Raw genomic sequence first — 24,027 nt, forward strand, 5'->3', positions numbered from 1 at the left:
CGTGAAGGGACCCTTCACGGACTCTGAGTCTGTGAAGGGTCCCTTCACGGACCTCCACACCGACTTTGCCGACACCCTGGACTCAGGGTCTGTGAAGGTGCCCTTCACAGACCAAAAGTCCACACCGCACGCCACCGACCGGCTCAGGCTGCCTGCTGTTTGGCCTTCTTCAACGCCAGCACCGGGCACTTCCCGCAGCGGCTCTTGGACCGGCAGCACTTCTTCTTGACCTTGCCCTTTTTCATGAGCTTGCGCACGACGGCCCGCGGGTCGTCGGGGTGCTTCTTGCCCACTGCGCGCCTCGTTCCGGGAGCCGGCCACCAAGAGCCTCCAGGTTAGGTGAGGCTAACCGACAATGGGGCGTGGCGCTCCTCACATCCCGCCACCCGGTATCCTGATGAAGTCCGCGTGTGGCCAGAGCCGGTCATCCCGAGCCGGTCCGCTGTCCGGCACCCGTGGCCCCCGGCCCGGTTTCCGCCCGCGACGCGGCCGCCCACCCGCATTTCTTCGACGTTCAGGAGTACTCGCGTGCCCGCAGCAAGCGCCACCGCGGTCGAACCCGGCCGCGCGTCCGGCAAGATCCGGCCCGACCTGCGCAACGTCGCGATCGTAGCGCACGTCGACCACGGCAAGACCACGCTGGTCGACGCCATGCTCCGGCAGTCCGGCGCGTTCGCCGAACGTGCCGAGGTGGTCGACCGCGTGATGGACTCCGGTGAGCTGGAGCGGGAAAAGGGCATCACGATTCTCGCCAAGAACACCTCCATCCACCGCCAGACCCCGGACGGGCCGATCACCATCAACGTGATCGACACCCCCGGCCACGCCGACTTCGGCGGCGAGGTCGAGCGCGGCCTGTCCATGGTCGACGGGGTCGTCCTGCTCGTCGACGCCAGCGAAGGGCCGCTTCCCCAGACCCGCTTCGTGCTGCGCAAGACGCTCGAGGCGCACCTGCCGGTGATCCTCGTCGTGAACAAGGTCGACCGCCCGGACGCGCGCATCTCCGAGGTCGTGGAGGAGACCCACGACCTGCTGCTCGACCTGGCCGGCGACATCGAGGACGCCGATCACGACGCGATCCTCGACCTCCCGGTCGTCTACGCCTCGGCGCGGGCCGGCAAGGCGAGCCTGGAGCAGCCCGCGGACGGCGGCCTGCCCGACAGCGAGAGCCTGGACCCGCTGTTCGACACCCTGCTCAAGCACGTCCCGGCCCCGGTCGCGGACCCGGATGCCCCGCTGCAGGCGCTGGTCACCAACCTCGACGCATCCAACTTCCTCGGCCGGATCGCGCTGATCCGCATTCACGCGGGCCGGCTGCGCAAGGGCCAGACCGTGGCCTGGATGCGTGCCGACGGTTCGGTGCAGAACGTGCGCATCTCCGAGCTGCTGGTCACCGAGGCGCTCACCCGGGTACCGGCCACCGAGGCCTCCGCGGGCGATCTGGTCGCCATCGCGGGCATCCCGGAGATCACCATCGGCGACACGCTGGCCGACGCGGACAACCCGGTCGCGCTGCCGCGGATCACCGTGGACGAGCCCGCCATCTCGATGACCATCGGGGTGAACTCCTCGCCGCTGGCCGGCCGGGGCGGCGGCGACAAGCTCACCGCGCGGCTGGTCAAGTCCCGCCTCGACGCCGAGCTGGTCGGCAACGTGTCGATCCGCGTGGTGCCCACCGAGCGGCCGGACACCTGGGAGGTGCAGGGCCGCGGTGAGCTGGCCCTGGCCATCCTGGTCGAGCAGATGCGCCGCGAGGGCTTCGAGCTGACCGTCGGCAAGCCGCAGGTGGTGTTGCGCACCATCGAGGGCAAGCTGCACGAGCCGTTCGAGCGGCTGTACATCGATTCGCCGGAGGAGCACCTCGGCGCGATCACCCAGCTGCTCGCCGCGCGCAAGGGCCGCATGGAGGACATGAGCGGCAACGGCAGCGGCCGGATCAAGCTCGTCTACGTGCTGCCCTCGCGCGGCCTGATCAGCTTCCGCACCGACTTCCTCACCGAGACCCGCGGCACCGGCATCGCGAACCACGTGTTCGAGGGCTATTTCCCGTGGGCGGGCGAGATCCGCACACGGCACACCGGCTCGCTGGTGGCCGACCGCTCCGGCCCGATCACCGGGTACGCGATGATCCAGCTGGCCGACCGCGGCACCTTCTTCGTGGAGCCGGGTGCCGAGGTGTACGAGGGCATGGTCGTGGGCGAGAACCCGCGCATGGAGGACCTCGACATCAACATCACCAAGGAGAAGAAGCTCACCAACATGCGCACCTCCGCGGGGGACGAGCTGGAGCGGCTGGCTCGTCCGCGCAAGCTCAGCCTGGAGGAGGCGCTGGAGTTCTGCGCCAGCGACGAGTGCGTCGAGGTCGCCCCGGAGGCGGTGCGCGTCCGCAAGGTCACCCTCGACATCTCCACCCGCGCGAAGGAGCGTTCGCGCGCCAAGAGCCGCGATAACGGCTGATCCGGAGGCCTTCGCCGAGGGCGCCTTCCCCGCCCGGGGAGGCGCCCTCGGTGTTTTCCGGCGGAACCTTTCCGGCCTCCGGCACGTCCACCCTGTTGGCGGTACTCACTCCGGTGGTGCCGGTCACGGACCGATATGGGAATCTCGGTGCCTGCCGGATGGCCGGCGTGGCAGCATGTCCGCTCGGATCGGCGGGGCGTGCGGCCCGGTGCCGCCTCCCGCGGGAGGACAGTCCGTCGGCGGTTGCCGGGAAAATTTCGGGAGGACGAGCGTGCGATTCGGACGCCGGGCAGCACCGGTGCTGGCACTGGCGGGGGTGCTGCTCGCCGGGTGCTCGAACACGCCGCCACCCCCGGTGGTCACCTCCACACCCGCGCCGAGCACCTCGGAGCGGCCGGCCCCGTCCCAGATCGTGGCCGGGGTGGACGACGTGGTCGGCGGCTACAACCCGCACGTCATCGCGGACTCTTCCACGATCACCTCGGCGCTGTCCCAGCTGCTGCTGCCCTCGGTGTTCCGGCAGGCCGACGACGGCACCCGCACCCTGGACAAGACCCTGATGACCTCGGCCGAGGTGGTGTCCCAGTCCCCGTTCACGGTCCGCTACGAGATCCGCCCGGACGCCTCCTGGTCCGACGGGGCGCCGATCGCCACCGAGGACTTCATCTACCTCGCCGACCGGATGCGGAACGAACCGGGGGTGATCGAGCCCGCGGGCTACCGGCTGATCTCCGACATCAAGCAGCGCGCCGGCGGCAAGGGCGTCGAAGTCAGCTTCAGCAAGCCGTACCCGGCCTGGCAGACGCTGTTCGACAACCTGCTGCCGCAGCACCTGCTCAAGGACGCACCGAGCGGCTGGCAGGGCGCGCTCGCGTCCAGTTTCCCTTCGGTGGCCGGGCCGTTCGCGATCAAGACCCTGGACACCGCGCGCGGTGAGGTGGTCCTGCAGCGCAACGACCGGTACTGGGAGAAGCCCGCCGCGGTCGACACGCTGATCCTGCGCCGGTCCGATCCCTCCGGGATTGCCGCCGCGCTGCGCAGCGGCAACGACCAGTTCTCGCTCACCCATCCCGATTCCACCGGTCTCCAGCTGCTCAACGAGCTGGGCCCGACGGTCCAGCTGCACACGCTGCCCCGGCCGCTCACCGCGTCGGTGCTGCTGCGCCCGGTCAGCGCGACGCTGTCCGATTCCCAGGTCCGCGCCGGAGTCGCCGCGCTGCTGGACCGGACCAAGCTGATCAACGCCGGTACGAAGGGCGGGCCGCCGGCCACACTGAAGGCGGACGCACAGGTGCTGCCACCTTCAGCAAAGGGCTACACGCCCACTATCCCGGCCGGTTCGCCCGCCGCGCCGGACCCGGCCGGCGCGGACCGGTACTTCAAAGCGGCCGGGTACAAAAAGGAAGCCGGAGTCTGGCGCAAGGGCGGCAAAACGCTGTCGCTGGTGCTCGCTTCGCCGGGCACGGAGGAGCCCTACGCCTCGATCGCCAAGGAGCTGTCCGCGGAACTCATCGCCGGTGGGGTTCAGGTCTCCACGATCACCCCGCAGCCGCGGGAGCTGTTCTCCTCGCTGCTGGCCATGCCGGTGGTGAACGGCCAGCAGCAGGCAGGCCCGGACTCGACCGGCAACGTGGGTGTGGACATCGCGGTGGCCGGCCTGCCGGTCGGCGGTGATCCGGCGACCGTGCTGGCCTCCACCTTCGGCTGCGCCCCCGGACAGTCCACAACGGACAAGACGAAAGCAGCGGTGCCGGCCAACCCGGCCGGGCTGTGCGACGAGGCCTTGCAGGCCACCATCGATTCCGCACTGACCGGCTCGGCCACCCTCGCCGATTCGCTGAAGACCCTGGAACCCCAGCTGTGGTCGGAGAACGCGGTGATCCCGCTGTTCCAGGAGGCCGAAGTCCTCGCCGTGGGCAAGGGCATCTCCGGGCTCACCCCGGGCGCGCCGATGCAGGGCCCGTTCGGCACCGCGGTGAACTGGACCCGCGGCGCCTCCTCCGGCCCCGAAACGACCACCTCCGCCGGCTGACACCCCCCCCGAAAGCAGTGAAGGGACCCTTCACGGACTCAGAGTCCGTGAAGGGTCCCTTCACAGCCTTGACTGCGGTGCGCGGATCAGATCAGCCGCAGGCTTTCGGCGAAGTGACAGGCCACGGGGTGGCCGTCGCCGCGGTCGGTCAGCGCGGGCTCCTCCGTGGTGCACTTCTCGCGGCCTGCGTCGTCGAGCTGATTCGCGAACTTCGGGCAGCGGGTCCGGAACCGGCAGCCGGACGGCGGGTTCGCCGGGCTGGGCACGTCGCCGGTGATCACGATGCGCTGGCGGGTGCGTTCCTTGCGCGGGTCGGGCACCGGAATGGCCGAGATCAGCGCCTGGGTGTAGGGATGCGCCGGATGCTCGAACAGCTGCTCGGCCGGGGCCGTCTCCACGATCTTGCCCAGGTACATCACGGCGATCCGGTCGGACACGTGGCGCACCACCGACAGGTCGTGCGAGACGAACAGATACGACAGGCCCAGTTCCGCCTGCAGGTCCTTGAGCAGGTTGAGCACGCCCGCCTGGATCGAAACGTCCAATGCGGACACCGGCTCGTCGAGCACCAGCACCTTCGGCTTGAGCGCGAGCGCGCGGGCGATGCCGATGCGCTGGCGCTGCCCGCCGGAGAACTCGTGCGGGAACCGGTTGCCGTGCTCGGGACGCAGGCCCACGGTCTTCATCAGGTCGCGGACCTGCTGACGGCCGTTGTTCTCGTACAGCTTGTGGATGCGCAGCGGCTCGGCGATGATCTCGTTCACCGGCAGCCGCGGGTCCACCGACGCATACGGGTCCTGGAACACGATCTGCATGTCCCGCCGCAGGTGCTGCATCTCCCGCTTGGACATGGCGGCCAGATCGCGGCCTTCGTAGGTGACCTTGCCGCCGGTGAGCGGCTGCAGGGCCAGCGCCACCCGGGCGGTGGTCGACTTGCCGCAGCCGGACTCGCCGACCAGCGCCAGCGTTTCGCGCGGGTAGATGTCGAAGGACACGTCCGACACCGCCTGCACCGCGCCCGCGGTGCGGCGCAGCAGGCCGCCACCGCGGATCGGGAAGTGCTTCACCAGGTTCTGCGCGGAAAGAACGGGGGTCGCCGCCGCCGTTGCCTCGCTCATCGGTTCGTCTCCGTGTCGGTCACTGCGTCGACGGTCGGGGCCACTGCGGCGATGTCGGCCGAGGTGGCGCTGAACAGGTCCGCTGGGTCCTTGCCTTCGACCTGCTCGCTGAAGTGGCACGCCGCGTACTGGCCGTGCCCGACGGCCACCAGCGGCGGCTCCTCCCGCTCGCAGATGTCCTGCGACAGCGGGCAGCGCGGGCTAAACGGGCAGCCCGGCGGCATGTTCGTGGTGGCCGGCGGTGCCCCGGTGATCGGGGTCAGGCGCTCGGTCTTGACGTCCAGCCGGGGCAGGCTGCCCAGCAGGCCGAGGGTGTAGGGCATCCGCGGGGTGTAGAAGATCTCGTCCACCGTGCCGGATTCGACCACCCGGCCCGCGTACATCACGTGCACCCGGTCCGCCGAACCGGCGATCACGCCCAGGTCGTGGGTGATCAGCACCATCGCGGCGCCGGTCTCCTGCTGCGCGGCCTTGAGTGCTTCGAGGATCTGCGCCTGCACCGTCACGTCGAGTGCGGTGGTCGGCTCGTCCGCGATGATCACGTCCGGGTTGTTGGCCATCGCGATCGCGATCACCACCCGCTGGCGCATCCCGCCGGAGAGCTGGTGCGGGTACTCGTCGGCACGCTGCTTCGGATTCGGGATACGGACCAGGTCGAGCAGGTCGATCGCCTGCTTCTTCGCCACGTCCTTGCGCACGTCGTGGTGCGCGGTGATCGCCTCGGCGATCTGGTCGCCCACGGTGTACACCGGGTTCAGCGAGGTCATCGGGTCCTGGAAGACCATCGCGATGCCCTTGCCGCGGACCTTGTTGAGGTCCTTCTCACTCGCCTTCAACAGCTCGGTACTGCCGAAGCGGATCGAGCCGGACACCTTGGCGGTGCGGGGAAGCAGGCCCATCACCGCCAGCGAGGTCACCGATTTCCCGGAGCCGGACTCGCCGACGATGCCCAGCACCTCACCGCGCTGCAGCTGGTAGCTCACCCCGCGCACGGCGTTGACCACGCCGTCGCCGGTCGGGAACTGCACGGTCAGATCCTCGACGGTGAGGACCGCGTCGCCGGTGTGCTCGGTGGTCATGCCGCCGCCGGGGGAAGAAGTACGGGTCGTCATGCGCGCACCTTCGTCTGCTGGGGGTCGAACGCGTCCCGCAGGCCGTCGCCGATGAAGTTGATCGTCAGCGCGATCAGGATGATGAAAATGCCCGGGAAATAGAACAACCACGGGCGGGTGTCCACCGCTGTCTGCGCGGTGGAGACCAGCAGGCCGAGCGAGGTGTCCGGGACCTGCACGCCGAAGCCGAGGAAGGACAGCGCGGTCTCCAGCAGGATGCCGATGGACACCAGGATTGTCAGGTTCACGATGATCGCGCCCAGCGCGTTGGGCACCAGGTGCCGGAAGATGATCCGCGCGTCGCTCGCGCCGAGTGCCTTGGACGCCTCGACGAATTCCTTCTCCCGCAAGGAAAGCACCACACCGCGGGCGACCCGGGAGACGTAGGCCCAGTACAGTCCGGCGATCACCACCGCGATCAGCCACCAGGTGCCACCGGACTGGTGCGCCAGCACCGCGGCCACCGCGAGCAGCGGGAGGGTGAGCACCAGGTCGGCGATCCGCATCAGCACGGTGTCCACCCAGCCGCGGTAGTAGCCGGCCACGGCACCCCAGACGGTGCCCACGATGGTGGCGAACAGCGCGACGAGCACGGAGATCTGCAGGGAGATCTGGGTTCCGCGCATCACCTGGGCGAGCTGGTCGTGCCCGACCGCGTCGGTGCCGAACGGGTGCGCGCCCGAGGGCGGCGCCGAGTTCGACTCGGTGATGGTGTCCGGGCCGTACTTCCACAGCGCGCCGCCGACGTAGGCGAACAGCACGATGAGGATGAACACGACGAGGCTGATCATGGCCAGCCGATGCTGGAGGAAACGCCGGAAGACCAGCTGTGCCTGGCTGCGTTCCTTGACGGTGAACTCGCGGTCCGGGGCGCCCTTGGGGGTGTGCGGGGCGGCCGGTGCGGCAGTGGAGCCGCCGGAAGTGGTGAAGGAGTCGTCAGGCATAGCGGATCCTCGGGTCGAGCAGGCCGTAGAGCAGGTCGGCGATGAGGTTGAGCAGGATGATGAACGTGGCCGCGATGAGCAGCCACCCCTCCACGGCGTAGACGTCACTCGTCTTGATCGCGTTCAGCAGGAACGCACCCGAGCCCTGCCACTGGAACACGGTCTCGGTGACCACCGCGCCGCCGAGGATGGCACCGATGTCCAGCGCGACGACGGTGGTCAGCGGGATCAGCGCGTTGCGCAGCGCGTGCCGCCGGGTGACCGTCCAGCGCGGCAGCCCCTTCGCCCGGGCCAGCCGCACGTAGTCGCTGTTGAGCACCTCGAGCATGGATGCGCGCTGGAAGCGGCTCCAGGCGGCGTAGCTGGTCAGCGCGAGCGAGATGGTCGGCAGGATCAGGTGGCCGAACGCGTCGCCGAGGGAATCCCATAATCCGCCGGAGGCGATGATCGAGGAGGACCCGATGGTGTAGAAGACCTGATCGCCCACCGCGGTGTTGATCCCGATCCCCACCTGCTTGAGCAGGATGGCGAACCAGAACGCGGGCATGGACAGGAACAGGAAGCCGAAGAAAGTGGCCGTGTAGTCGAACTTCGAGTACTGGCGGGCGGCGCTGACCACGCCGATGATCACCGCGAGGATCAGCGCGACGACCATGGCGAGCGCGATCAGCCGCAGCGTCACGCCGAACCGGGCGAAGATCTCGTGGCCGATGTTGGTGGTCGAGTCCACCGAGGGGCCGAAGTCGCCGCTGAAGATGCCGGTGACCCAGTGCCAGTAGCGTTCGAGGATGGGCTGATCGAGGTGCAGCCGGATGCGTTCCAGCTCGATGGTCTGCGGTGGGGGTGGTGGATTCCGCGCGATCAGCGGGCTCAGCGGGTTGGCCGACAGCGAGACCATCACGAATACGACGAAGGTCGAAACGATCAGGATCGGCACCGAGACGAAGAGCCGGCGCAGTGCGAAGGCAAGCATGGAGGTCTTCCTGCTCTGGGCGGTGTTCTGCCGGCGCCCGCCGCGGGTGGTGGCAGGGCCGGGGCGACGAGGCGGGGCAAGCGTGCGTTCGGGAATGAATCGGGCAACCGGTGAGGGGCGGGCTTGTCCGCCCGCCCCTCACCGGCTGGTTCAGCGCGAATCTACCGGGCGGTGATCACTTGCGGATGCCCCACTCGGTCATGTTGTACACCGGTCCGTCCAGAGACGAGTTGTTCCGGATGTTCGCGATCTTGTCCGAGGACGCGATGAAGGTCGGCTTCTGGTACAGCGGAAGCACGTACGCATCGTTGGTCATGAGCTGGTCGGCCTGGTTGAGCAGCTCGGCGCCCTTGACCTGGTCGGTCTCGGCGCTGGCCTCGGCAATCAGGCTGTCCACCTGCGGATTGGTGTACTTGCCGAAGTTGCTGCCCTGGCCGGTACCCCACAGCTGCTTGGACCCGCCGATCGCGAACGGCGTGGCCACCCAGGCGAACACGATGGCGTCGTAATCGCCCTGTGTGGTGGTGGCGCCGAGGTCGTCGGTCGAGGTCACGTTGACCTTGATGCCCAGCGGCTCGACCGCCTTGGCGAACAGCTGGCACTCGTCCTGACGGATCTGGTTGCCCACGGTGTAGCGGATCCGCAGGGCCGGCACGGGCTGGCCGCTCGGGTCGATCAGCTGCTGGCCGTTGATCTTGTAGCCGGCGTCGGTCAGGATCTTCTTCGCCTTCTCGACGTCACCGGAACCCTGCCCGGTGGACGAGACCACGTCCTTGTAGCCGGTCTGCTGAGGCATGAAGTTGTGGTTGTTCAGCGGCTTCACCTTGTCGGTGAACTGGCCGACGGTCTTGGCGATGATGTCCTGGCGGTTGACCGCGGTGAACATCGCCTGCCGGATCGCGGCGTTCTTCAGCGCCGGGGCCTGCAGGTTGAAGTCGAAGTGCTCCCACGTCAGGCCGACGCCGATGTACGAGGAGATGTTCGGCATGTTCTTCACCTGGTGGACCAGGTCCACCTGCGGCTGCGGGTAGATCGCCTGCACCTCGTTGTTCTGCAGTGCGGTCGGCTCCTGGGTGGCGTCGGTGATGATCCGGAAGACGACGCTCTGCAGCTTCGACTTGGTGCCCCAGTACTTGTCGTTGGGCACCTCGGTGACCGCCGTGTTGTTGTCGAACTTCGAGATCTTCCACGGGCCGCCGCTCCAGGTCGGCACGGTCTTGCTGAACCAGGCGTAGGAGGCCGCGAGCCCGTCCGGGGTGTCCACCCCGCCGTTCTACTTGGCCAGGTGCGCCGGGTACATACCGCCCGACGAGCCCCACAGCTTGCGCCAGTCGGTGAACGGCTTGGACAGCGTCGCGGTCACGGTCTTGCCGCCGTCCGAGCCGACCACCGAGGTGATCTGGTCGTAACCGGAGGTGTCCGCGGCGGAGCAGCCCGGGCAGTCCTTGCCGTTCTGCACCTTCCAGTTGTAGATGAAGTCGTCCGCCGAGAGCGGGGTGCCGTCCGACCAGACCGCCTTCGGGTTGATCTTGTAGACGATCGTGGTCGGGTTCGTCAGATCGGCGGATTCGACGAAGTCCTTGTTCAGCACCGACTTCAGTTCGGGCGTGGTGTAGAAGGTGTGCGGCAGCAGGCCGCGGGTGACCTCACCGGTCTCGAAAACGTTGCCCTTGGCCGAGGTGACGTTCCAGTCCGGGATGTTCTTCTCGATCGCGTAGGTGACGGTGCCCCCGTCCTGCAGCTGGTCGGGCTGGGCCGAATTGCAGGTGTTCGGGTTCTGGTCACAGTCGGCGAACGCCTGGCCGGTCTGCCCGGCACTGTTGCCACCCCCGCCACCACAGGCGGAGAGCAGAAGGGCCGCGCCCGCGACGAACGCGCCGAGTCGCACGGCGCGCGACCTTGTCGTCACTAACATTCATTCTCCTTGCTCGACGCCGTCGCGGGTGTGCGAGGCGACCTCTTCCTGACCGCAAGCACCGGAGTAATCGCGTTGCTCACCGTAGTCGTGAAACTTAGGCAGTGGACAGCTGGCAAAACCATCGATCCGGACACTCTGAGTGAGATCGTTGTGGAACAGCAATCTCATCCTGACGAGGTCCGTCAAGGATTCCCCGGGTCATTAACTACTGAGGGTAGTTGACTGTAAGGGTTGCGCGAACCTGTTCGGGTGGTTCTGTGGCCCGGTCGGTCGTTTGGTTCGGGGGACGATAACCCACGCTCCGCAATTTGGGGAGCCCAGCGAATGGCGCAGCTTCCCGTCCGGGGAAGACTGCAGGTGACCAGGAATTAACCCGATCTCGTGAGTCGAATGCGCCGCTCGAGGAATTCGGCGGTACGTGCTCCGGCCGGACAGTGGTCTGCACCTCCTGATATGTGGTGTCAGGCAGGCGGAAGCCGGCCACTACGCGGCGACTGCCGGAAGGTCGCCGCATGGCCCCGGGGCCGGGTGGACCACCGTGCCGAGTGGTCCGCGATCCTGCTGCGCGGAACGTTCCGCCCCCGGGAACGCCCAGTTGCCGGGACGTATTTCCGACGCAGTGGGATGCGTTTGCGGCTACCTGTGCATAGGTGCCGCCGTCGTCGGCGGATGCGCCCGGAGGGTCGTTAACCTGAGGTGGTGAAGCGGAAGCTGCTGCTGGTCCACGCGCACCCGGACGACGAGAGCATCACCACCGGTGGGGCCATTGCCCGGTATGCGGCCGAGGGTGCGGACGTCTTCCTGGTCACCTGCACCCTCGGTGAGGAGGGCGAGATCGTGCCGCCGCGGCTGGCCCGGCTGGCCGCTGCCGAGGCCGATCAGCTGGGCGGCTACCGCTCCGGCGAACTCGCCGGCGCTTGCGCCGCGCTCGGTCTCACCCGGCACGACTACCTCGGCGGGATTGGTCGGTGGCGAGACTCCGGTATGGCGGGCACGCCGGCCGCCGAGCACCCACGGGCGTTCACCGGCGGAGCGGTCGCCGAGCAGACCGCGCAGCTGCGCACGCTGATCGACGAACTGGCGCCGCAGGTCGTCGTCACCTATGACGCGTTCGGCGGCTACGGCCACCCGGACCACATCCGTGCGCACGAGATCACCATGGCCGCCGCGACGGACGTGCCGCGCGTATTCCATGTGGTCCAGTCCAAGGCCGCACTCGTCGCCGGGCTCGCCGAGCTGCGCGCAGACGGAACCTCTCCCTTCCGCATACCCGCAGACGATGAGCTGCCCTCGGTCCCGGACGAGAAGATCACCACTGTGCTCGACATCTCCGCACACATCCCGGCGAAGCTCGCCGCGTTGCGCGCGCATGAGACACAGCTGACTGTGTGCGAAGACGCAGTCGTCCACTTCGCACTTACCAACGACGTCGCCCAGCCGATCCCGCCCGTCGAGTACTTCGTGCTCGCCCGCGGCGACGCGGACGGTGCCGCGACCGATCTGTTCGGCGGGCTGTGATCATGGCCGCCCCGCTCACCCGCGCCCAGTGGCTCCTCTTGCTGCTGCTCGCTTTCGACGCTGTGCTGCTGGCGCTGCTCGAAGTGTTCTTCCTGCCGCTGCGCGTCGGCACACTCGGCGAGATACCACTCCCGGTGACCGTGCTGGTCGGCGCGGTCACCACTCCGTGGCTCGTGCTCACCACGGCGAAGCTCGTGCGTCCTGGGCTGTCGTTCGTCCCGCTGGTGGTCTGGGTGATCGTGGTCTTCGTGATCGGGCTGACCGGTCCCGGCGGCGATCTCGTGCTGGTGCAGGACTGGCGGGCGCTGCTGCTGCTCGGCGGGAGCGCGCTGCCCGCCGCGCTGGTGCTCGGCGGCGGGCTCGGCCGGGCCGCCACGGCCAAGGGATCCGGCCGTGGCTGAGGCCATCTCGGATCGGCAGGTGGTCGCGGTGCTGCGGCCCTTCGTCCGCGCCGGCGCGCCGATGCTCGACGCGCTGCGCGAATCCGGTCCGTTCGGCCTGCAGGATCGCGCCCGCCGTGGCGAGGACGAGTTCGCCGACCGCAAACTCTGTTAATAGGTGCTCGGTGCACTCACCTCGGTCCAGGTCCCGGCACCTCGGCCTGGGCGGCGATGGACATCGACAAGCGCGCGGGCTGGTGGATCAACCGGGTCGGCAGGCTCACCGCGCTGATCACTTCGATCCCCGGGCTCGGCGGGGCGCTCGCCGACCGGCTCCCGGTGCAGGACGCGCTCGGCGCCGTGTCACAAGGCCTGCTGCTGTGCGCGATCGCGGGGAGTACGGGGTGACCGACGTGGGCAGCCGGGTCCGGCTGATCGCGTCCGTGCTGTTCGATCGGGACATCGACCCGCGGCTGGCCGCCGGCGAGCACACCGGGCACGACGAGTCCGCAGAGGACAGTGCGGCCGCGAAGCTGGCCGAGGAACTCGAGCAGTCACGGCGCGCGCACGGCAAAGTCACCGTGAAGGCGGTCGCCGGCACGCTGTGGCGCTTCGGCCGCTCGCTCTGGGGCATCGCCGGGGAACTGGAGAAACGCCCGAGCGGCCGGTTCTACCACCGGATGATCGGGATGCTGCCGGTGGCCGGCGCGGCGGGCGACTACTTCGGCGAACGCGCCGGGCTGCGCACCGTATGGAAGCGTGCGCACGTCTGGCTGATGGCCAACTCCCTGCGGTGGTCCTGAAGGGCTCAGCGCCAGAACAGGAACGCGGTCTGCCCCACAGCGGCCGCGGGTGAGCTGCCGCCGAGCGCCATGAAGATCTTCCCGGCCACGGACCAGAGCAGATCCCCGGCCGGGCGGAACACGAAGAAGAGCGCGAACAGCGCCAGCGGCGCCCACGGCCGCACCCTTGCGCCGAACATCCGCGCCTGCGGCGACAGATAGGGCTCGAGCGCACCCCAGCCGTCCAGCCCCGGCACCGGAAGGATGTTCAGCAGGAAGGTCATCACCTGCAGCAAGGCCAGATAGGACAGTGCGTAGAACAGGCCGGTGGCCATCGGCACCAGCGCGACCACCAGGCACAGCGCGGCACCCACGGCCAGGTTGCTCAACGGCCCGGCCAGCGAGACCCATGACGAAGTGGCCCGGCTGCGCAGCGCGCCCCGGTTGATCCACACCGCGCCGCCGGGCAGCGGAATGCCGCCGATCAGCAGGAAGATCAACGGCAGCAGCAAGGACAGCACCGGGTCCGTATAGCGACGGACGTCCAGCGAGAGGTACCCCTTGCGGGCGACTTCGTGATCCCCGCCGCGGAAGGCCACGAAGGCGTGGCCGAACTCATGCAGGGTGAGCGAGGCGATCCAGCCGCCCGCGACGAGCAGCACCACACCCGCGACGAACATCGGGTCGCGGCTGCTGAGCAAGGTCGAAGAGTCCCCGTATGCGGCCAGGAAACCGCCGGCCACGGAGACGGCGAGGATGCCGAGGAAGATGGGACTCGGGCGCACTGCTGATCTCTGCACCACTCCAGTCTTCCGTATGCCCGGTGTGAAGTCTTCGGCGTGTCCCCTTGCGCAGCCGGCGGGAGGGATCCCCCGAACTCGCTACTCCGCTTGACCTGGCCGCACTACACGGGTGTAATCACAGTGATGTCATTCGCTGTCGAGGGGACAGCGGGTGGCGTTTCACCACCGCCAGCCTGGGGAGTGCGTAGGAGCGAGGAGGCGGACGTGCGGTTGGAAGCAGAGAGCAAGGAATGGGGGCACGTCGTGGGGTGGGGAGAGAACCCGGAGCAGCAGCTCGGGGATCTGACCGACCTCTTCGATGCCACCGAAGAGCAGGACTGGCAGGAACGCGCGCTCTGCGCGCAGACCGACCCGGAGGCGTTCTTCCCCGAGAAGGGCGGCTCGACCCGGGAAGCCAAACGGATCTGCCTCGGCTGTGAAGTCAAGGACGAATGCCTCGAGTACGCCCTGGCGCACGACGAGCGCTTCGGCATCTGGGGCGGACTGTCCGAACGGGAACGGCGGAAGCTCAAGAAACGCGCCTGATCGATCCTTTTGGGCCGGAGTGTGTCCACGGAGAGCGTGGACCGGTGGGCTCGATCACTGTGTTTTCTGGGGGTGCAACCCCCAGGCCCCGCCCGGGGGCGAGCCCCCGGACCCCCGCCGTGGTCGCGTTGCGGCGGGAGTCTTACCCGGGTGCCGCTCGGGGTGAGTTTTCGGGTCTTCGTCGTCGTTGCGTTGCGGCGGGGGTCTGCCCGGGTGTTGCTCGGGGTTTGTTCTCGGATCGTCGTCGTGGTTGCTGCGGCGGGGGCGTTGCCGGGGTGCGGTTCGGAGTGAGCCTGAACTCCTCGCCGTAGGTGTGTCTTGGGGCCTTTCGTCGTTGCGTTGCGGCGGGGCCTGCCTGAATCGTTGCTTGTTGCGGTGCGGCGGGGCGTCTCATGATTGGTCGTGGTGGGGGTGTTTTGGGGTGTGTCTTGGGGAATCAGAAGCCGGTTTGGGGTGGTGGCGTCCGTGTGGGTGATACGGCGTGGGTCCGGACCGGTGCGGTGCGTGAGGTCGTAGGGTGGCCGCACCGCATCGTTCTCCCGGTCAGGAGCCGTTCTTGCCCCGCCCTGTCGCCCCGCCCGCTGTGCGCACCCTGCCCGTACTGGCCATTGTGGTCTGTCATGACGGTGAGGAATGGCTGCCGCTGGCGCTTTCCGCCCTGCGACGCAGCACGGTCCGGCCCCGGCACGTACTCGCGGTCGATACCGGATCCACCGACCGGACCGCGAAACTGCTCGCCGAAGCCGCCGCCGAGGCGAGTGGGCCGGAATCCGCGCCGGTGCTCTCCGGCGTGCTCACTCTGCCCGCCGGAACCGGCTTCGCCGCGGCGGTCGCCGCGGCCGTCGAACACGCCGTCCAGCGCTGGGGCGACCCCGGCTCCTGGCTGTGGCTGCTGCACGACGACTGCGCCCCCGAACCGGACTGCCTCGAAGCCCTCCTGCGCACCGCCGAGCAGAACCCGTCCGCCAAAGTGCTCGGCCCCCTCGCCCTCGACTGGACCGACCCGCGGCTGATCGTCGAAGCCGGGCTGTCCACCGACGCCTCCGGCCACCGCCAGCACATGGCCGCACCCGACGGCGAACCCAGCGAAGTACTCGCCGTGCCCAGCGCAGGATCGTTGGTACAACGGGAACTCTGGCACGAACTCGGCGGCTTCGACGAGAATTTCCCGCTACTGCGCGAGGATCTCGATTTCGGCTGGCGCGCCAACGCAGTCGGCTCACTGGTGCTTTCGGTGCCTGCGGCACGTGTCCGGCATGCCCGCGCGCTCACCACCGGACAGCGCACCCCGGACGCGACCGGCCGCTCGCTTGCCGCACTGAACCGTTCCCACGGGCTGCGGGTCTTCCTGGTGAACTGCTCGCCCGCGTCGTATTGGTTCGGGCTCGTCCGGCTGCCTTTGCTGCTGGTACTGCGCGCGCTGGTGTTCTTCGTGCTGCGCCGCACGACCGAGGCCGGCGCGGAGCTGGCCGCGCTGCGCTATCTCTGTAGTGGCCGCGGAAATCTCCGCGCCGCTCGCGCCGCGCGGCGGGAATTGCCGCGCCCCGGCACTGTTCGCGGGCTCTTCACGAGCCGAAACACCCGGCTGCGCAACGCGATCCGGGCCGGTGTGGTCGGTCTCGTGCAGCGCGGGGTGCAGAACGACGTGGCGCTCGGCACAGTGCCGGACAGCGTCGGGCAGGACAGCGCGTGGATCCCGCCGGAGGCGCTCGCAGCCTCCGGTGCCCGGCCGGTCGGGCCGGCTGCGTTGCCCGCCGGAGCGTTGCGCGGGCTCAGCAGCCGCGGCTCCCGGCTGCAGCGTCCGGGCACGGTCGTCGCGGTCGCTCTGCCGGAGGCGCCCCCGCAAGAGTCCGAAGAGGACGGTGAAGCACCGGAGGTCGAAGCCCGGCCGACACCGGTGCCGCGCCCGGTGGAGCCGGCCGCCGAACCCGACCTGGTCTTCGTCGCAGTCGACCGCCGCCGGGTGCTCGCGGCCACCGTGTTCGCGCCGCCGTTCGTCCTCGTCGTCGTGCTCACCGTGCTGGCCTTGGTGATCAACCGCGGCCGGCTCGGCCTCGACCTGTGGGGCGGGCAGCTGCTGCCGGTCGGCGGGCTGGGCGAGATCTGGTCGACGTACCTGTCGTCGTGGCATTCGATCGCCGGCGGCACCGGTGCGCCCGCTCCCGCGACGCTGCCGGTGCTCGGCACCCTCGGGGCGATCTTCGCGCCGATCGGCGGCCCAGCCGCGCTCGTCGCGATCCTGCTCGTCGCAGACCTTCCGCTCGCCGGGCTCAGTGCGTACGTAGCCACGCGCAAGCTTCCGGTCCGCCGGTGGGTCCGCGCGGCCATCGCGGCGGCGTACGCGTTCCTGCCCGCCGCCACCGCTTCGGTCGCGCAAGGCCGGCTCGACGTCGTCGTGGTCCATATCGTGCTGCCACTCGTGGTAGCCGGGCTGGTACGGCTGCTTACCCGGCCTGGCACGCGCTGGCTGCACGTCTCCGCGTTGTCCGCATTTGGCGTCGCGCTGCTCGGCGCGTTCTCTCCGCTCGCGCACGGGCTCGCGTTGGTCGGCCTGCTCGTCGGATTCATCGTGTTGCCCGCGCCGTCCGGGCTGGCCCGGCGGGTGGCCTCGGTCGGGATCGTGGTGATCCTGCCGCTGGTCCTGTTGCTGCCGTGGCCGACTGTGCTGCTGCGCCACCCCGAACTGCTCGTGCAGGGGCTCGGTGGCGCGGCGGCCCCGGCGTCCGCCGCGGATCTGGCCGGGCTCACCCCTGGCGGACCGGGCGCCTGGCCGATCGGAGTCGCGGTCCTCGCCGCCACGCTCGTCGCGCTGGTCGTCCGGCCACGCCGCGAGGTCGCCGGTGGGCTGGCGCTCGCGATACTCGGCGTCGTCGGCCTGTTCGTGGTCCGGGAGGTGCAGCTCACGCCGTTGCAAGGTGGTGCGCCCGCGTCCGGGTACGCCGGGGTACCGCTGCTGTTCGTGGGCGCCGGGCTGCTCTGGACGATCCTCGCGACCTGGCAACGCGGCGGCCGCGCGGCCGTCCCCGCATCGTGGCTGCCGAAGGTGCTCGCGGTGGCCGGGGGAGTCGTGGTGGCCGCCCTGGGCGTGGGCGCGGCGCTGTCCGGCGCCGAAGGGCCGCTGACCGCGCAGCCGCGCCCACAGCTGGCGTCGGAGGTCTCGGCGGGACGATCCGTCCTCGACCTCGGCACCGGCTACAGCCCTGTACGCCAGACCGGCGGTCGTCTCGCGCAGTTCGGCGACGACGAACTAGCCCCGGTCGCCGGTACACCCGACCGGCTCGCCGGTTGGCGCCGTGACCTGGGACAAGGCGACGTCGCCACGTTACGGAGCACGTTGGCCGCCGCAGCCGCGTCCGGTGTGCAGTACGTGATCCTGCCGGCCGGCACCAACGCGGGCGCGTTCGCCGACGCCGCCCGCGACCTGACCGCGGTAGCCGCGCCGTTGCCGGACGGACGGCCGGTGCTGCGGCTGCTCCCGAACACCGGCGAAGTGGCGTTGATCTCGCCTGAGCTGGCGAAGAAAGCGGTGACCCGAGGCGGCGCGCCCGGCGTGAGCCCAGGCGTTTCCCCCGTCGACGCGCGGCTGCCGGACGTGCGGGTGCGAGCGTCGGAGGGACCGACCGGACGGTTGCTCGTGGTTGCCGCCGAGCAGGAAGCCGGTTGGCAGGCGAGCGTGAACGGCAAGGCAGTGCCGATCGTGCCCGCCTGGGGACACCAGGTCGCGGTATCCATACCTCCGCAGCCTTCGGAGATCTCCGTGACATTCCCGGGCACCGAACGCGGATTGCTCCTGCTCGTGCAGCTCGCCGCCGTGCTGTTCACCGCCCTGACCGCGATCCCCTCACGGCGCCCCACCACCCCGGCTCAAAGCTGTGAAGGGACCCTTCACAGCCTCGGAGTCCGTGAAGGGTCCCTTCACAGCCTTCAGGGCGACGCGGGAGGCGAGGCTCAGTCGCCTTCGATCACGTCCGGTTCGACGCCGAGGTAGCCGGCCACCTGCTCGACCAGGACGTCGTGCACCAGGTCGGCCAGCTCCGCGGGATCCTTCGCCCGGGCCTCCAGCGGACGCCGGTACAGCACGATCCGCGCACGGGTCGGCAGGCCGGTGCGGTCCACCCCGGCCGGGACCAGACGGGACAGCGGGACCACGCCGTCGTGCAGCACGCCGTCGGTGGCGGTACGGCCGTCCTCACGGACTTCGGGCACGTCGTCGACCGCGACGTCCAGCTTCGTCAGCTCGTGGCGCCAGCGCGCTTCGATCGGCTCCAGCGCATCGAGCACCAGCGCGTCGAATCGCTCCGCGCGGCTGGTCGCGACGGGCAGGGACGCCGGATAGAGCGTTCCGCGCAGGCCCCGGCCGTGCCGGTCCCGCCGAAGCCGCTGCCGTTGTCGATAATCACGAGCCGTCGCCACCTGGCAAGTCTATGCGGTCAGCCGTGCCACGCGCGTGTCGCCGGTACGGCCTTGCGGCGACGCGCTATCGTTTCGAATCGTGCGGAGCGTACGGAAATGTTCGCGAACGGGTTGTCTCGAGCCCGCAGTCGCCACGCTCACGTACGCCTACCGTGACTCCACCGCCGTCGTCGGTCCGCTGGCCACCGCCTCCGAACCCCATTCCTACGACCTGTGCGAGGCACACGCGCTGCGGCTGACCGTGCCGAAAGGCTGGGAAGTCGTCCGCCACGAAGGCACCTTCGCCGCTCCCGAGCAGTCGGCGGACGAGTTGACCGCGCTGGCCGAGGCCGTGCGCGAGGCTGGCCGCTCGGACCGGCCCGCCGCGCCACCCGAGCCGGAGAACCCCTCCGGCAGACGCGGGCACCTGCGCGTGCTGCCCGGGCGCGCCTGAAGGTCGCTCCCGCCGGTAGGCTTTTGCCCGCGGCGCGACCGGCGCCGCGATCACACTAGCGGCGGGGAGAAGGCGTGCCAGACCTTTCCGGCATCGTGAAGGCCTACGACATTCGTGGCGTGGTCGGCGAACAGCTCGACGAGGCCCTGGTACGGGACTTCGGGGCAGCGTTCGCCCTGCTGGTCAAGACCGAGGCGCCGACCGTGGTGATCGGTCACGACATGCGCGACTCTTCGCCCGGCCTGTCGGCCGCGTTCGCCGAGGGCGTCACCTCGCAAGGCCTCGACGTGGTGTCGATCGGCCTGTGCAGCACCGACGAGCTGTATTTCGCGTCCGGTTCGCTGAACCTGCCGGGTGCGATGTTCACCGCCAGCCACAACCCCGCCAAGTACAACGGCATCAAGATGTGCCGCTCCGGTGCCGCTCCGGTCGGGCAGGACACCGGGCTGACCGAGATCCGCGACACGGTGGAACAGGGCGTGCCGGTCTTCGAGGGCAGTCGGGGCAGCGTCACCGAACGCGACGTGCTCGGCGAGTACGCCGGGTACCTGCGCAGCCTCGTCGACCTGAGCGGCTCGCGGCCGCTGAAGGTGGTCGTGGACGCGGGCAACGGGATGGGCGGGCACACCGTGCCGACGGTGTTCGCCGGCCTGCCCGTCGAGGTCGTGCCGATGTACTTCGAGCTCGACGGCACCTTCCCGAACCACGAGGCCAACCCGCTGGACCCGAGGAACATCGTCGACCTGCAGGCCAAGGTGCGCGAGACCGGCGCCGACGCGGGCCTGGCCTTCGACGGCGACGCGGACCGCTGCTTCGTCGTCGACGAGCGGGGCGAGCCGGTGTCGCCGAGCGCGATCACCGCGCTGGTCGCGGTGCGTGAGCTGGTCAAGGAGCCGGGCGGGACGATCATCCACAACCTGATCACCTCCACCGGCGTGCCGGAGATCGTCGCCGAGCACGGCGGCAAGCCGGTGCGCACCCGGGTCGGGCACTCGTTCATCAAGGCCGAAATGGCCCGCACCGGCGCGATCTTCGGCGGCGAGCATTCCGCGCACTACTATTTCCGCGACTTCTGGCGGGCCGACACCGGCATGCTGGCCGCACTGCACGTACTGGCCGCCCTCGGCGAGCAGGACGGCCCGTTGTCCGCACTCACCCAGGACTTCTCCCGCTACGCCGCCTCCGGCGAGATCAACTCGACGGTGGACGACCAGGTGGCGCGGATGCTCGCGGTGAAGGACGCCTACGCGGGCAAGTCCGGCGCGCAGATCGACGAGCTGGACGGGCTGACCGTGCGGCTGCCCGGCGGCGCGTGGTTCAACCTGCGCCCCTCGAACACCGAACCGCTGCTGCGGCTCAACGTGGAGGCCGCCGACCGGACCGCGGTGCAGGCGCTGACCGACGACGTGCTGGCGCTGGTCCGTGGCTGATCGAACCGTTCCGCGGGGGTCTTCCGGGCAGGATTGTGTCCGGAAGGTGCCCTCCACAGGCAACCTTCGCGTGGTATGGAGGAACCATGGCCCTCACGCTTGACGCACAGCTGCTCGAGATCCTCGCGTGCCCGTCGCCGGATCACGCGCCGCTGCGCCCGGGCACCCCGGACGACGCCGAGGCAGAGGCACTGACCTGCACCAGCTGTGGCCGGGTGTACCCGGTCCGTGACGGGATTCCCGTGCTGCTGCTCGACGAGGCGGTGGCACCGGGTACCGCCGGCGAGCCGGATGACGACCATGCCGACAGTGCTTGACGATTCGCTGCTCGACGACCCCGCGCGGCTGGCCGAGGCCGACCGTGGGGGATTGCTGCGTGCCGCCGCGATGGCCGGTGCGCAGGTGCGGGCGACTGCCGAGGCCGCGGCGGAGCTGGAGCTGAGCGAGCGGCTCGACCTCGGCCGCCCCCGTTCGCTGGTGCTGATCGACCGCCCCGGCGTGAGCCGCACGGTGACCCGGTTGCTGGCCTCGCTGCTCACGCCGTCCTGCCCGGTGCCGGTCGTGATGGCCGAATCCGTGCCCGCCTGGATCGGCGCGCTGGACGTGGTGTTCGCGCACACCGACGATCCCGGCGACCGCGAGCTGGCCGCTTCGCTGGAGCGGGCCGCTCGTTTCGGTGCGTCGGTGGTGCTGTCCGCGCCCGAGGACGGGCCGGTCGCGGCCTCCGTGGCGGGCAAGGGCGTGCTGCTGGCGCCACGGGTGCCGGTGCCGCCGGAGATGGCGTTCCCGCGTGGTCTTGCCGCCGGGCTGCTCACCGCGAACGCGCTGGGCCTGCTGGTCGCGGACGTGCAGGCGCTGGCCGACCAGCTCGATCTGGAAGCGGAGAAGGACTACTTGGCCCGGGAGTCGTTCGCGAACCCGGCCAAGGCGCTCGCGCTGCGGATGGCCGAACGCGTGCCGCTGCTGTGGGGGCTGGACCCGGTCGCCGTCGCGGTCGGCGAGCACGCCGCGCACGCCTTCGCCGCGCATGCCGCGGTGGTATGCGATGTGGAGGACTACCGGCAGGCGATGGCGCGGCCCGCGTTGTGGCGGGCGGCGCAGTCGGGTGATCGCGAACGGGACATCTTCGCGGATCCCGGCGACGGCCCGGAGGCGCTCGCCAAGCGTGTGCTGGTGATGTCGGTGCGTACCGGACCGGCCACCGAGGCGGCCCGTTACCAGGTCGGGGATCTGCTGCCCGGGGCCGATCTGGTGGTGCCCGCCGAGGAGATCGAGGCCGACGAGGTGATCCGGGCCGCGGTGCTCGCACTGCGATTCGAACTCGCCGCCGTTTATCTCGGGCTTGCCGCGGGCAGCATCGGCGGGGCCGGCAGATACGAGCCGGCCACCGTCTGAAGGAGCCGCCCGGACGCCGGGAAACGCCTATCGGGTGTGCCGGCTCCGGTCGAGGGGAAGAAAATTGGGGAGTTGAGGTGACAGTGGAGCTGCTGCGCAACGCCGTACGGCCCTATGCCTGGGGATCGCGCACCGCGATCCCGCGGCTGCAGGGCCGTCCGGTACCTGCGCCGCACCCCGAGGCCGAGCTGTGGATGGGTGCGCACCCTGGCGATCCGTCCCACGTGATCGGCCCGGACGGTACCGAGCGGAACCTGCTCGCGCTCGTCGAGGCCGACCCGGTCGGCCAGCTCGGGCAGCTGTGTGCCGCGCGCTGGGGCGGCAGGCTGCCGTTCCTGCTGAAGATCCTGGCCGCCGAGGAACCCCTGTCCATGCAGGCGCACCCGTCGGCGGCGCAGGCCGCGGAGGGCTACGCGCGCGAGGAGAAGCTCGGCATCCCGCGGGACGCGGCCGACCGGAACTACCCGGATCCCACCGCGAAACCCGAGCTGGTCTGCGCGCTCACCGAGTTCCACGCGCTCGCCGGGTTCCGCGATCCGCACCGCACGATCAAGCTGCTCAAGGCGATCGAAACGCCCGGGCTGGCCAAGTACACCGCCCTGCTGGAGGCACAGCCGGATCCGTCCGGGCTGCGCGCGTTGTTCACCACCTGGATCACACTGCCCCAGTCCGCCTTCGACGAGCTGCTGCCGGAGGTGCTCGACGCCTGCGTGCGGCACGTGGCCGACCACGGCGAGTTCACCGTCGAATGCCGGACCATCCTGGGTCTGGGCGAGACGCACCCACGGGACGCCGGGGTGCTCGCCGCGCTGCTGCTCAACCGGCTGACCCTGCGCGCGGGCGAGGCGATCTACCTGCCCGCCGGGAACCTGCACCTGTATCTGCACGGTATCGCGGTGGAGATCCTGGCCAACTCGGACAACATCCTGCGCTGCGGCCTCACCCCGAAGCACGTGGACGTCCCCGAACTGCTCCGCGTGGTCGACTTCTCCTGCGGCGAAATGCCGGTGCAGCAGGGTGAATCCACCGGCTGCCGGATGGCGGTGTACCACACCGACGCCCCCGAGTTCGAGCTTTCCCGGATGGAGTGGGCGCCGCAGGAGTGCACCGACGTGGAGGTCGATTCGGCGGGGCCGCAGATCCTTCTCTGCACAGCGGGCGATCTGCTGGTGGTGGCCGCAGACGGCGCGCAGGTGGAGTTGCGTCAGGGACAGTCGGTGTGGCTGCCCGCCGCTGATCCGGCGGTTCGGGTCCGTCCGCTCAGCGGGGTCCGGACCCAGCTTTTCCGGGCGACGGCGGGGGCCGGGGAGGGCTGAGCGGGCTTCAGGAGGTCAGCTCGGCCATCCAGATTGCGAAGAAGCGGCGCACTGCGAATGCCTCCTCGAGCGCGACCGGAAGCTCATGGTCGGCGAAGCGGCTCAGGGTGCGCAACATTTCGCTGAACACCGAGAGCGTTATTCAATACCCCAGGCTATTGAGAAGAAGAACAGTCCGCGCGTGGCGTCGTAGGCGTCGCGGTAGGTGGAGTAGGGGCGGCGGTAGTCGGTGTGAAGTATTCGCCAGTTTTTGAAGTGTGAGACGACTCGTTCTATGGCTGCGCGGAGGGCAGATATTTCGGCGTTACTTTCTTTGTCTCGTTTGCTGAGTTCTCCTCCTTTTGGCTTTTTTCGCGGGGTGACCAGGCTGGTGCCTTGGTAGCCTTTGTCGCCGATGCCGCCGCCGGAGTTTCGGACGACCTCAGCAATGAGTGGGCGAACGCCTTCTTGTCGTGCGTTTTTCCGGGGAGTGGGTCCT

At 69.6% G+C, this 24,027-nt stretch carries 21 protein-coding genes and 2 pseudogenes; 12 read left to right on the top strand and 11 right to left on the bottom strand.

What is annotated here, in order from left to right:
• Positions 1-143: 143 nt before the first annotated feature.
• Complete coding sequence (locus D5S19_RS32600; RefSeq protein WP_199730734.1) at positions 144-293, bottom strand: hypothetical protein; 150 nt, start codon at positions 291-293, stop codon at positions 144-146.
• 235 nt (positions 294-528) lie between these two features.
• Here D5S19_RS32600 and typA point away from each other — a divergent pair, with 235 nt between their 5' ends.
• Together typA and D5S19_RS27525 are read left to right on the top strand one after the other, a co-directional pair.
• Positions 529-2,457, top strand: coding sequence for a translational GTPase TypA (typA, locus tag D5S19_RS27520; protein ID WP_120026291.1), 1,929 nt, complete (start codon positions 529-531; stop codon positions 2,455-2,457).
• Positions 2,458-2,728: 271 nt separating this feature from the next.
• Positions 2,729-4,489 (top strand): ABC transporter family substrate-binding protein, encoded by a 1,761-nt coding sequence (locus D5S19_RS27525; protein ID WP_233574201.1) that lies wholly within the window; start codon positions 2,729-2,731, stop codon positions 4,487-4,489.
• Positions 4,490-4,575: 86 nt separating this feature from the next.
• On the opposite strand, the gene D5S19_RS27530 is transcribed toward D5S19_RS27525, so the two are convergent.
• The 6 genes and pseudogenes from D5S19_RS27530 to D5S19_RS32170 form a co-directional block, all read right to left on the bottom strand.
• Positions 4,576-5,607 (bottom strand): ABC transporter ATP-binding protein, encoded by a 1,032-nt coding sequence (locus tag D5S19_RS27530; protein WP_120026293.1) that lies wholly within the window; start codon positions 5,605-5,607, stop codon positions 4,576-4,578.
• The gene (locus D5S19_RS27535) at positions 5,604-6,719 is read right to left on the bottom strand and encodes an ABC transporter ATP-binding protein (RefSeq protein ID WP_407641795.1); all 1,116 of its coding nucleotides are present in this window, start codon (positions 6,717-6,719) and stop codon (positions 5,604-5,606) included. Before D5S19_RS27535 ends, D5S19_RS27530 begins: the two co-directional genes overlap by 4 nt.
• Entirely contained in the window at positions 6,716-7,663 is a 948-nt protein-coding gene (locus D5S19_RS27540; protein ID WP_120026294.1) for an ABC transporter permease, read from the bottom strand. The genes D5S19_RS27535 and D5S19_RS27540 overlap by 4 nt, the downstream gene beginning before the upstream one ends.
• Positions 7,656-8,636 carry an ABC transporter permease gene (locus D5S19_RS27545; RefSeq protein WP_120026295.1) on the bottom strand — a complete coding sequence of 327 codons (981 nt, stop codon included), beginning with the start codon at positions 8,634-8,636 and terminating at the stop codon, positions 7,656-7,658. Before D5S19_RS27545 ends, D5S19_RS27540 begins: the two co-directional genes overlap by 8 nt.
• 175 nt (positions 8,637-8,811) lie before the next feature.
• A pseudogene (locus D5S19_RS27550) lies at positions 8,812-10,551 on the bottom strand (ABC transporter family substrate-binding protein).
• Positions 10,552-10,722: a hypothetical protein gene (locus tag D5S19_RS32170; RefSeq protein WP_158605658.1), complete on the bottom strand. Its 171-nt coding sequence runs from the start codon at positions 10,720-10,722 to the stop codon at positions 10,552-10,554.
• A gap of 531 nt (positions 10,723-11,253) precedes the next feature.
• Between D5S19_RS32170 and mshB the strand changes: the two genes are divergently transcribed.
• The 3 genes and pseudogenes from mshB to D5S19_RS27565 all read left to right on the top strand — a co-directional run bounded on the left by mshB (position 11,254) and on the right by D5S19_RS27565 (position 13,255).
• Positions 11,254-12,072 carry an N-acetyl-1-D-myo-inositol-2-amino-2-deoxy-alpha-D-glucopyranoside deacetylase gene (gene mshB / locus D5S19_RS27555; protein ID WP_120026304.1) on the top strand — a complete coding sequence of 273 codons (819 nt, stop codon included), beginning with the start codon at positions 11,254-11,256 and terminating at the stop codon, positions 12,070-12,072.
• A gap of 2 nt (positions 12,073-12,074) precedes the next feature.
• Positions 12,075-12,473, top strand: coding sequence for a hypothetical protein (locus D5S19_RS27560; protein WP_120026296.1), 399 nt, complete (start codon positions 12,075-12,077; stop codon positions 12,471-12,473).
• Positions 12,466-13,255 (top strand): annotated as a pseudogene (locus tag D5S19_RS27565) (hypothetical protein). The gene D5S19_RS27560 and the pseudogene D5S19_RS27565 overlap by 8 nt, the downstream one beginning before the upstream one ends.
• 5 nt (positions 13,256-13,260) lie before the next feature.
• Here D5S19_RS27565 and D5S19_RS27570 read toward each other — a convergent pair.
• On the bottom strand, positions 13,261-14,019 hold the full coding sequence (locus D5S19_RS27570; protein WP_120026297.1) for a site-2 protease family protein: 759 nt from the start codon (positions 14,017-14,019) through the stop codon (positions 13,261-13,263).
• Positions 14,020-14,241: 222 nt separating this feature from the next.
• On the opposite strand from D5S19_RS27570, the gene D5S19_RS27575 reads away from it, so the two are divergent.
• Both D5S19_RS27575 and D5S19_RS27580 read left to right on the top strand, forming a co-directional pair.
• Complete coding sequence (locus D5S19_RS27575; protein ID WP_098513381.1) at positions 14,242-14,562, top strand: WhiB family transcriptional regulator; 321 nt, start codon at positions 14,242-14,244, stop codon at positions 14,560-14,562.
• Positions 14,563-15,118: 556 nt separating this feature from the next.
• Positions 15,119-18,550 carry a glycosyltransferase gene (locus tag D5S19_RS27580; RefSeq protein WP_120026298.1) on the top strand — a complete coding sequence of 1,144 codons (3,432 nt, stop codon included), beginning with the start codon at positions 15,119-15,121 and terminating at the stop codon, positions 18,548-18,550.
• Here D5S19_RS27580 and D5S19_RS27585 read toward each other — a convergent pair.
• Positions 18,511-18,975, bottom strand: a complete 465-nt coding sequence (locus D5S19_RS27585; protein WP_098513383.1) for a metallopeptidase family protein — start codon at positions 18,973-18,975, stop codon at positions 18,511-18,513. The two genes, D5S19_RS27580 and D5S19_RS27585, sit on opposite strands and share 40 nt — an antisense overlap.
• Positions 18,976-19,054: 79 nt before the next feature.
• On the opposite strand from D5S19_RS27585, the gene D5S19_RS27590 reads away from it, so the two are divergent.
• From D5S19_RS27590 to manA, 5 genes are all read left to right on the top strand, one after another.
• Positions 19,055-19,408 (top strand): DUF3499 domain-containing protein, encoded by a 354-nt coding sequence (locus D5S19_RS27590; RefSeq protein WP_120026299.1) that lies wholly within the window; start codon positions 19,055-19,057, stop codon positions 19,406-19,408.
• A gap of 74 nt (positions 19,409-19,482) precedes the next feature.
• Entirely contained in the window at positions 19,483-20,838 is a 1,356-nt protein-coding gene (locus D5S19_RS27595) for a phosphomannomutase/phosphoglucomutase (RefSeq protein ID WP_120026300.1), read from the top strand.
• Positions 20,839-20,924: 86 nt separating this feature from the next.
• A complete protein-coding gene (locus tag D5S19_RS27600) occupies positions 20,925-21,155 on the top strand; it encodes a Trm112 family protein (RefSeq protein ID WP_098513386.1) in 231 nt (76 codons plus the stop codon).
• Positions 21,139-22,233, top strand: a complete 1,095-nt coding sequence (locus tag D5S19_RS27605) for a hypothetical protein (RefSeq protein ID WP_199730736.1) — start codon at positions 21,139-21,141, stop codon at positions 22,231-22,233. The genes D5S19_RS27600 and D5S19_RS27605 overlap by 17 nt, the downstream gene beginning before the upstream one ends.
• An 83-nt stretch (positions 22,234-22,316) precedes the next feature.
• Positions 22,317-23,549, top strand: a complete 1,233-nt coding sequence (gene manA, locus D5S19_RS27610; RefSeq protein WP_120026302.1) for a mannose-6-phosphate isomerase, class I — start codon at positions 22,317-22,319, stop codon at positions 23,547-23,549.
• Positions 23,550-23,556: 7 nt separating this feature from the next.
• Here manA and D5S19_RS33640 read toward each other — a convergent pair whose 3' ends face one another.
• On the bottom strand, positions 23,557-23,679 hold the full coding sequence (locus tag D5S19_RS33640; protein WP_267901164.1) for a hypothetical protein: 123 nt from the start codon (positions 23,677-23,679) through the stop codon (positions 23,557-23,559).
• An 8-nt stretch (positions 23,680-23,687) separates the two neighbouring features.
• Positions 23,688-24,027 (bottom strand): transposase family protein (locus tag D5S19_RS27615; protein ID WP_147397523.1); only part of this gene is annotated, 340 nt, incomplete at its 5' end.

Origin of the sequence: Amycolatopsis panacis (assembly GCF_003600245.1) — a bacterium.
GTDB lineage: Bacteria > Actinomycetota > Actinomycetes > Mycobacteriales > Pseudonocardiaceae > Amycolatopsis > Amycolatopsis sulphurea.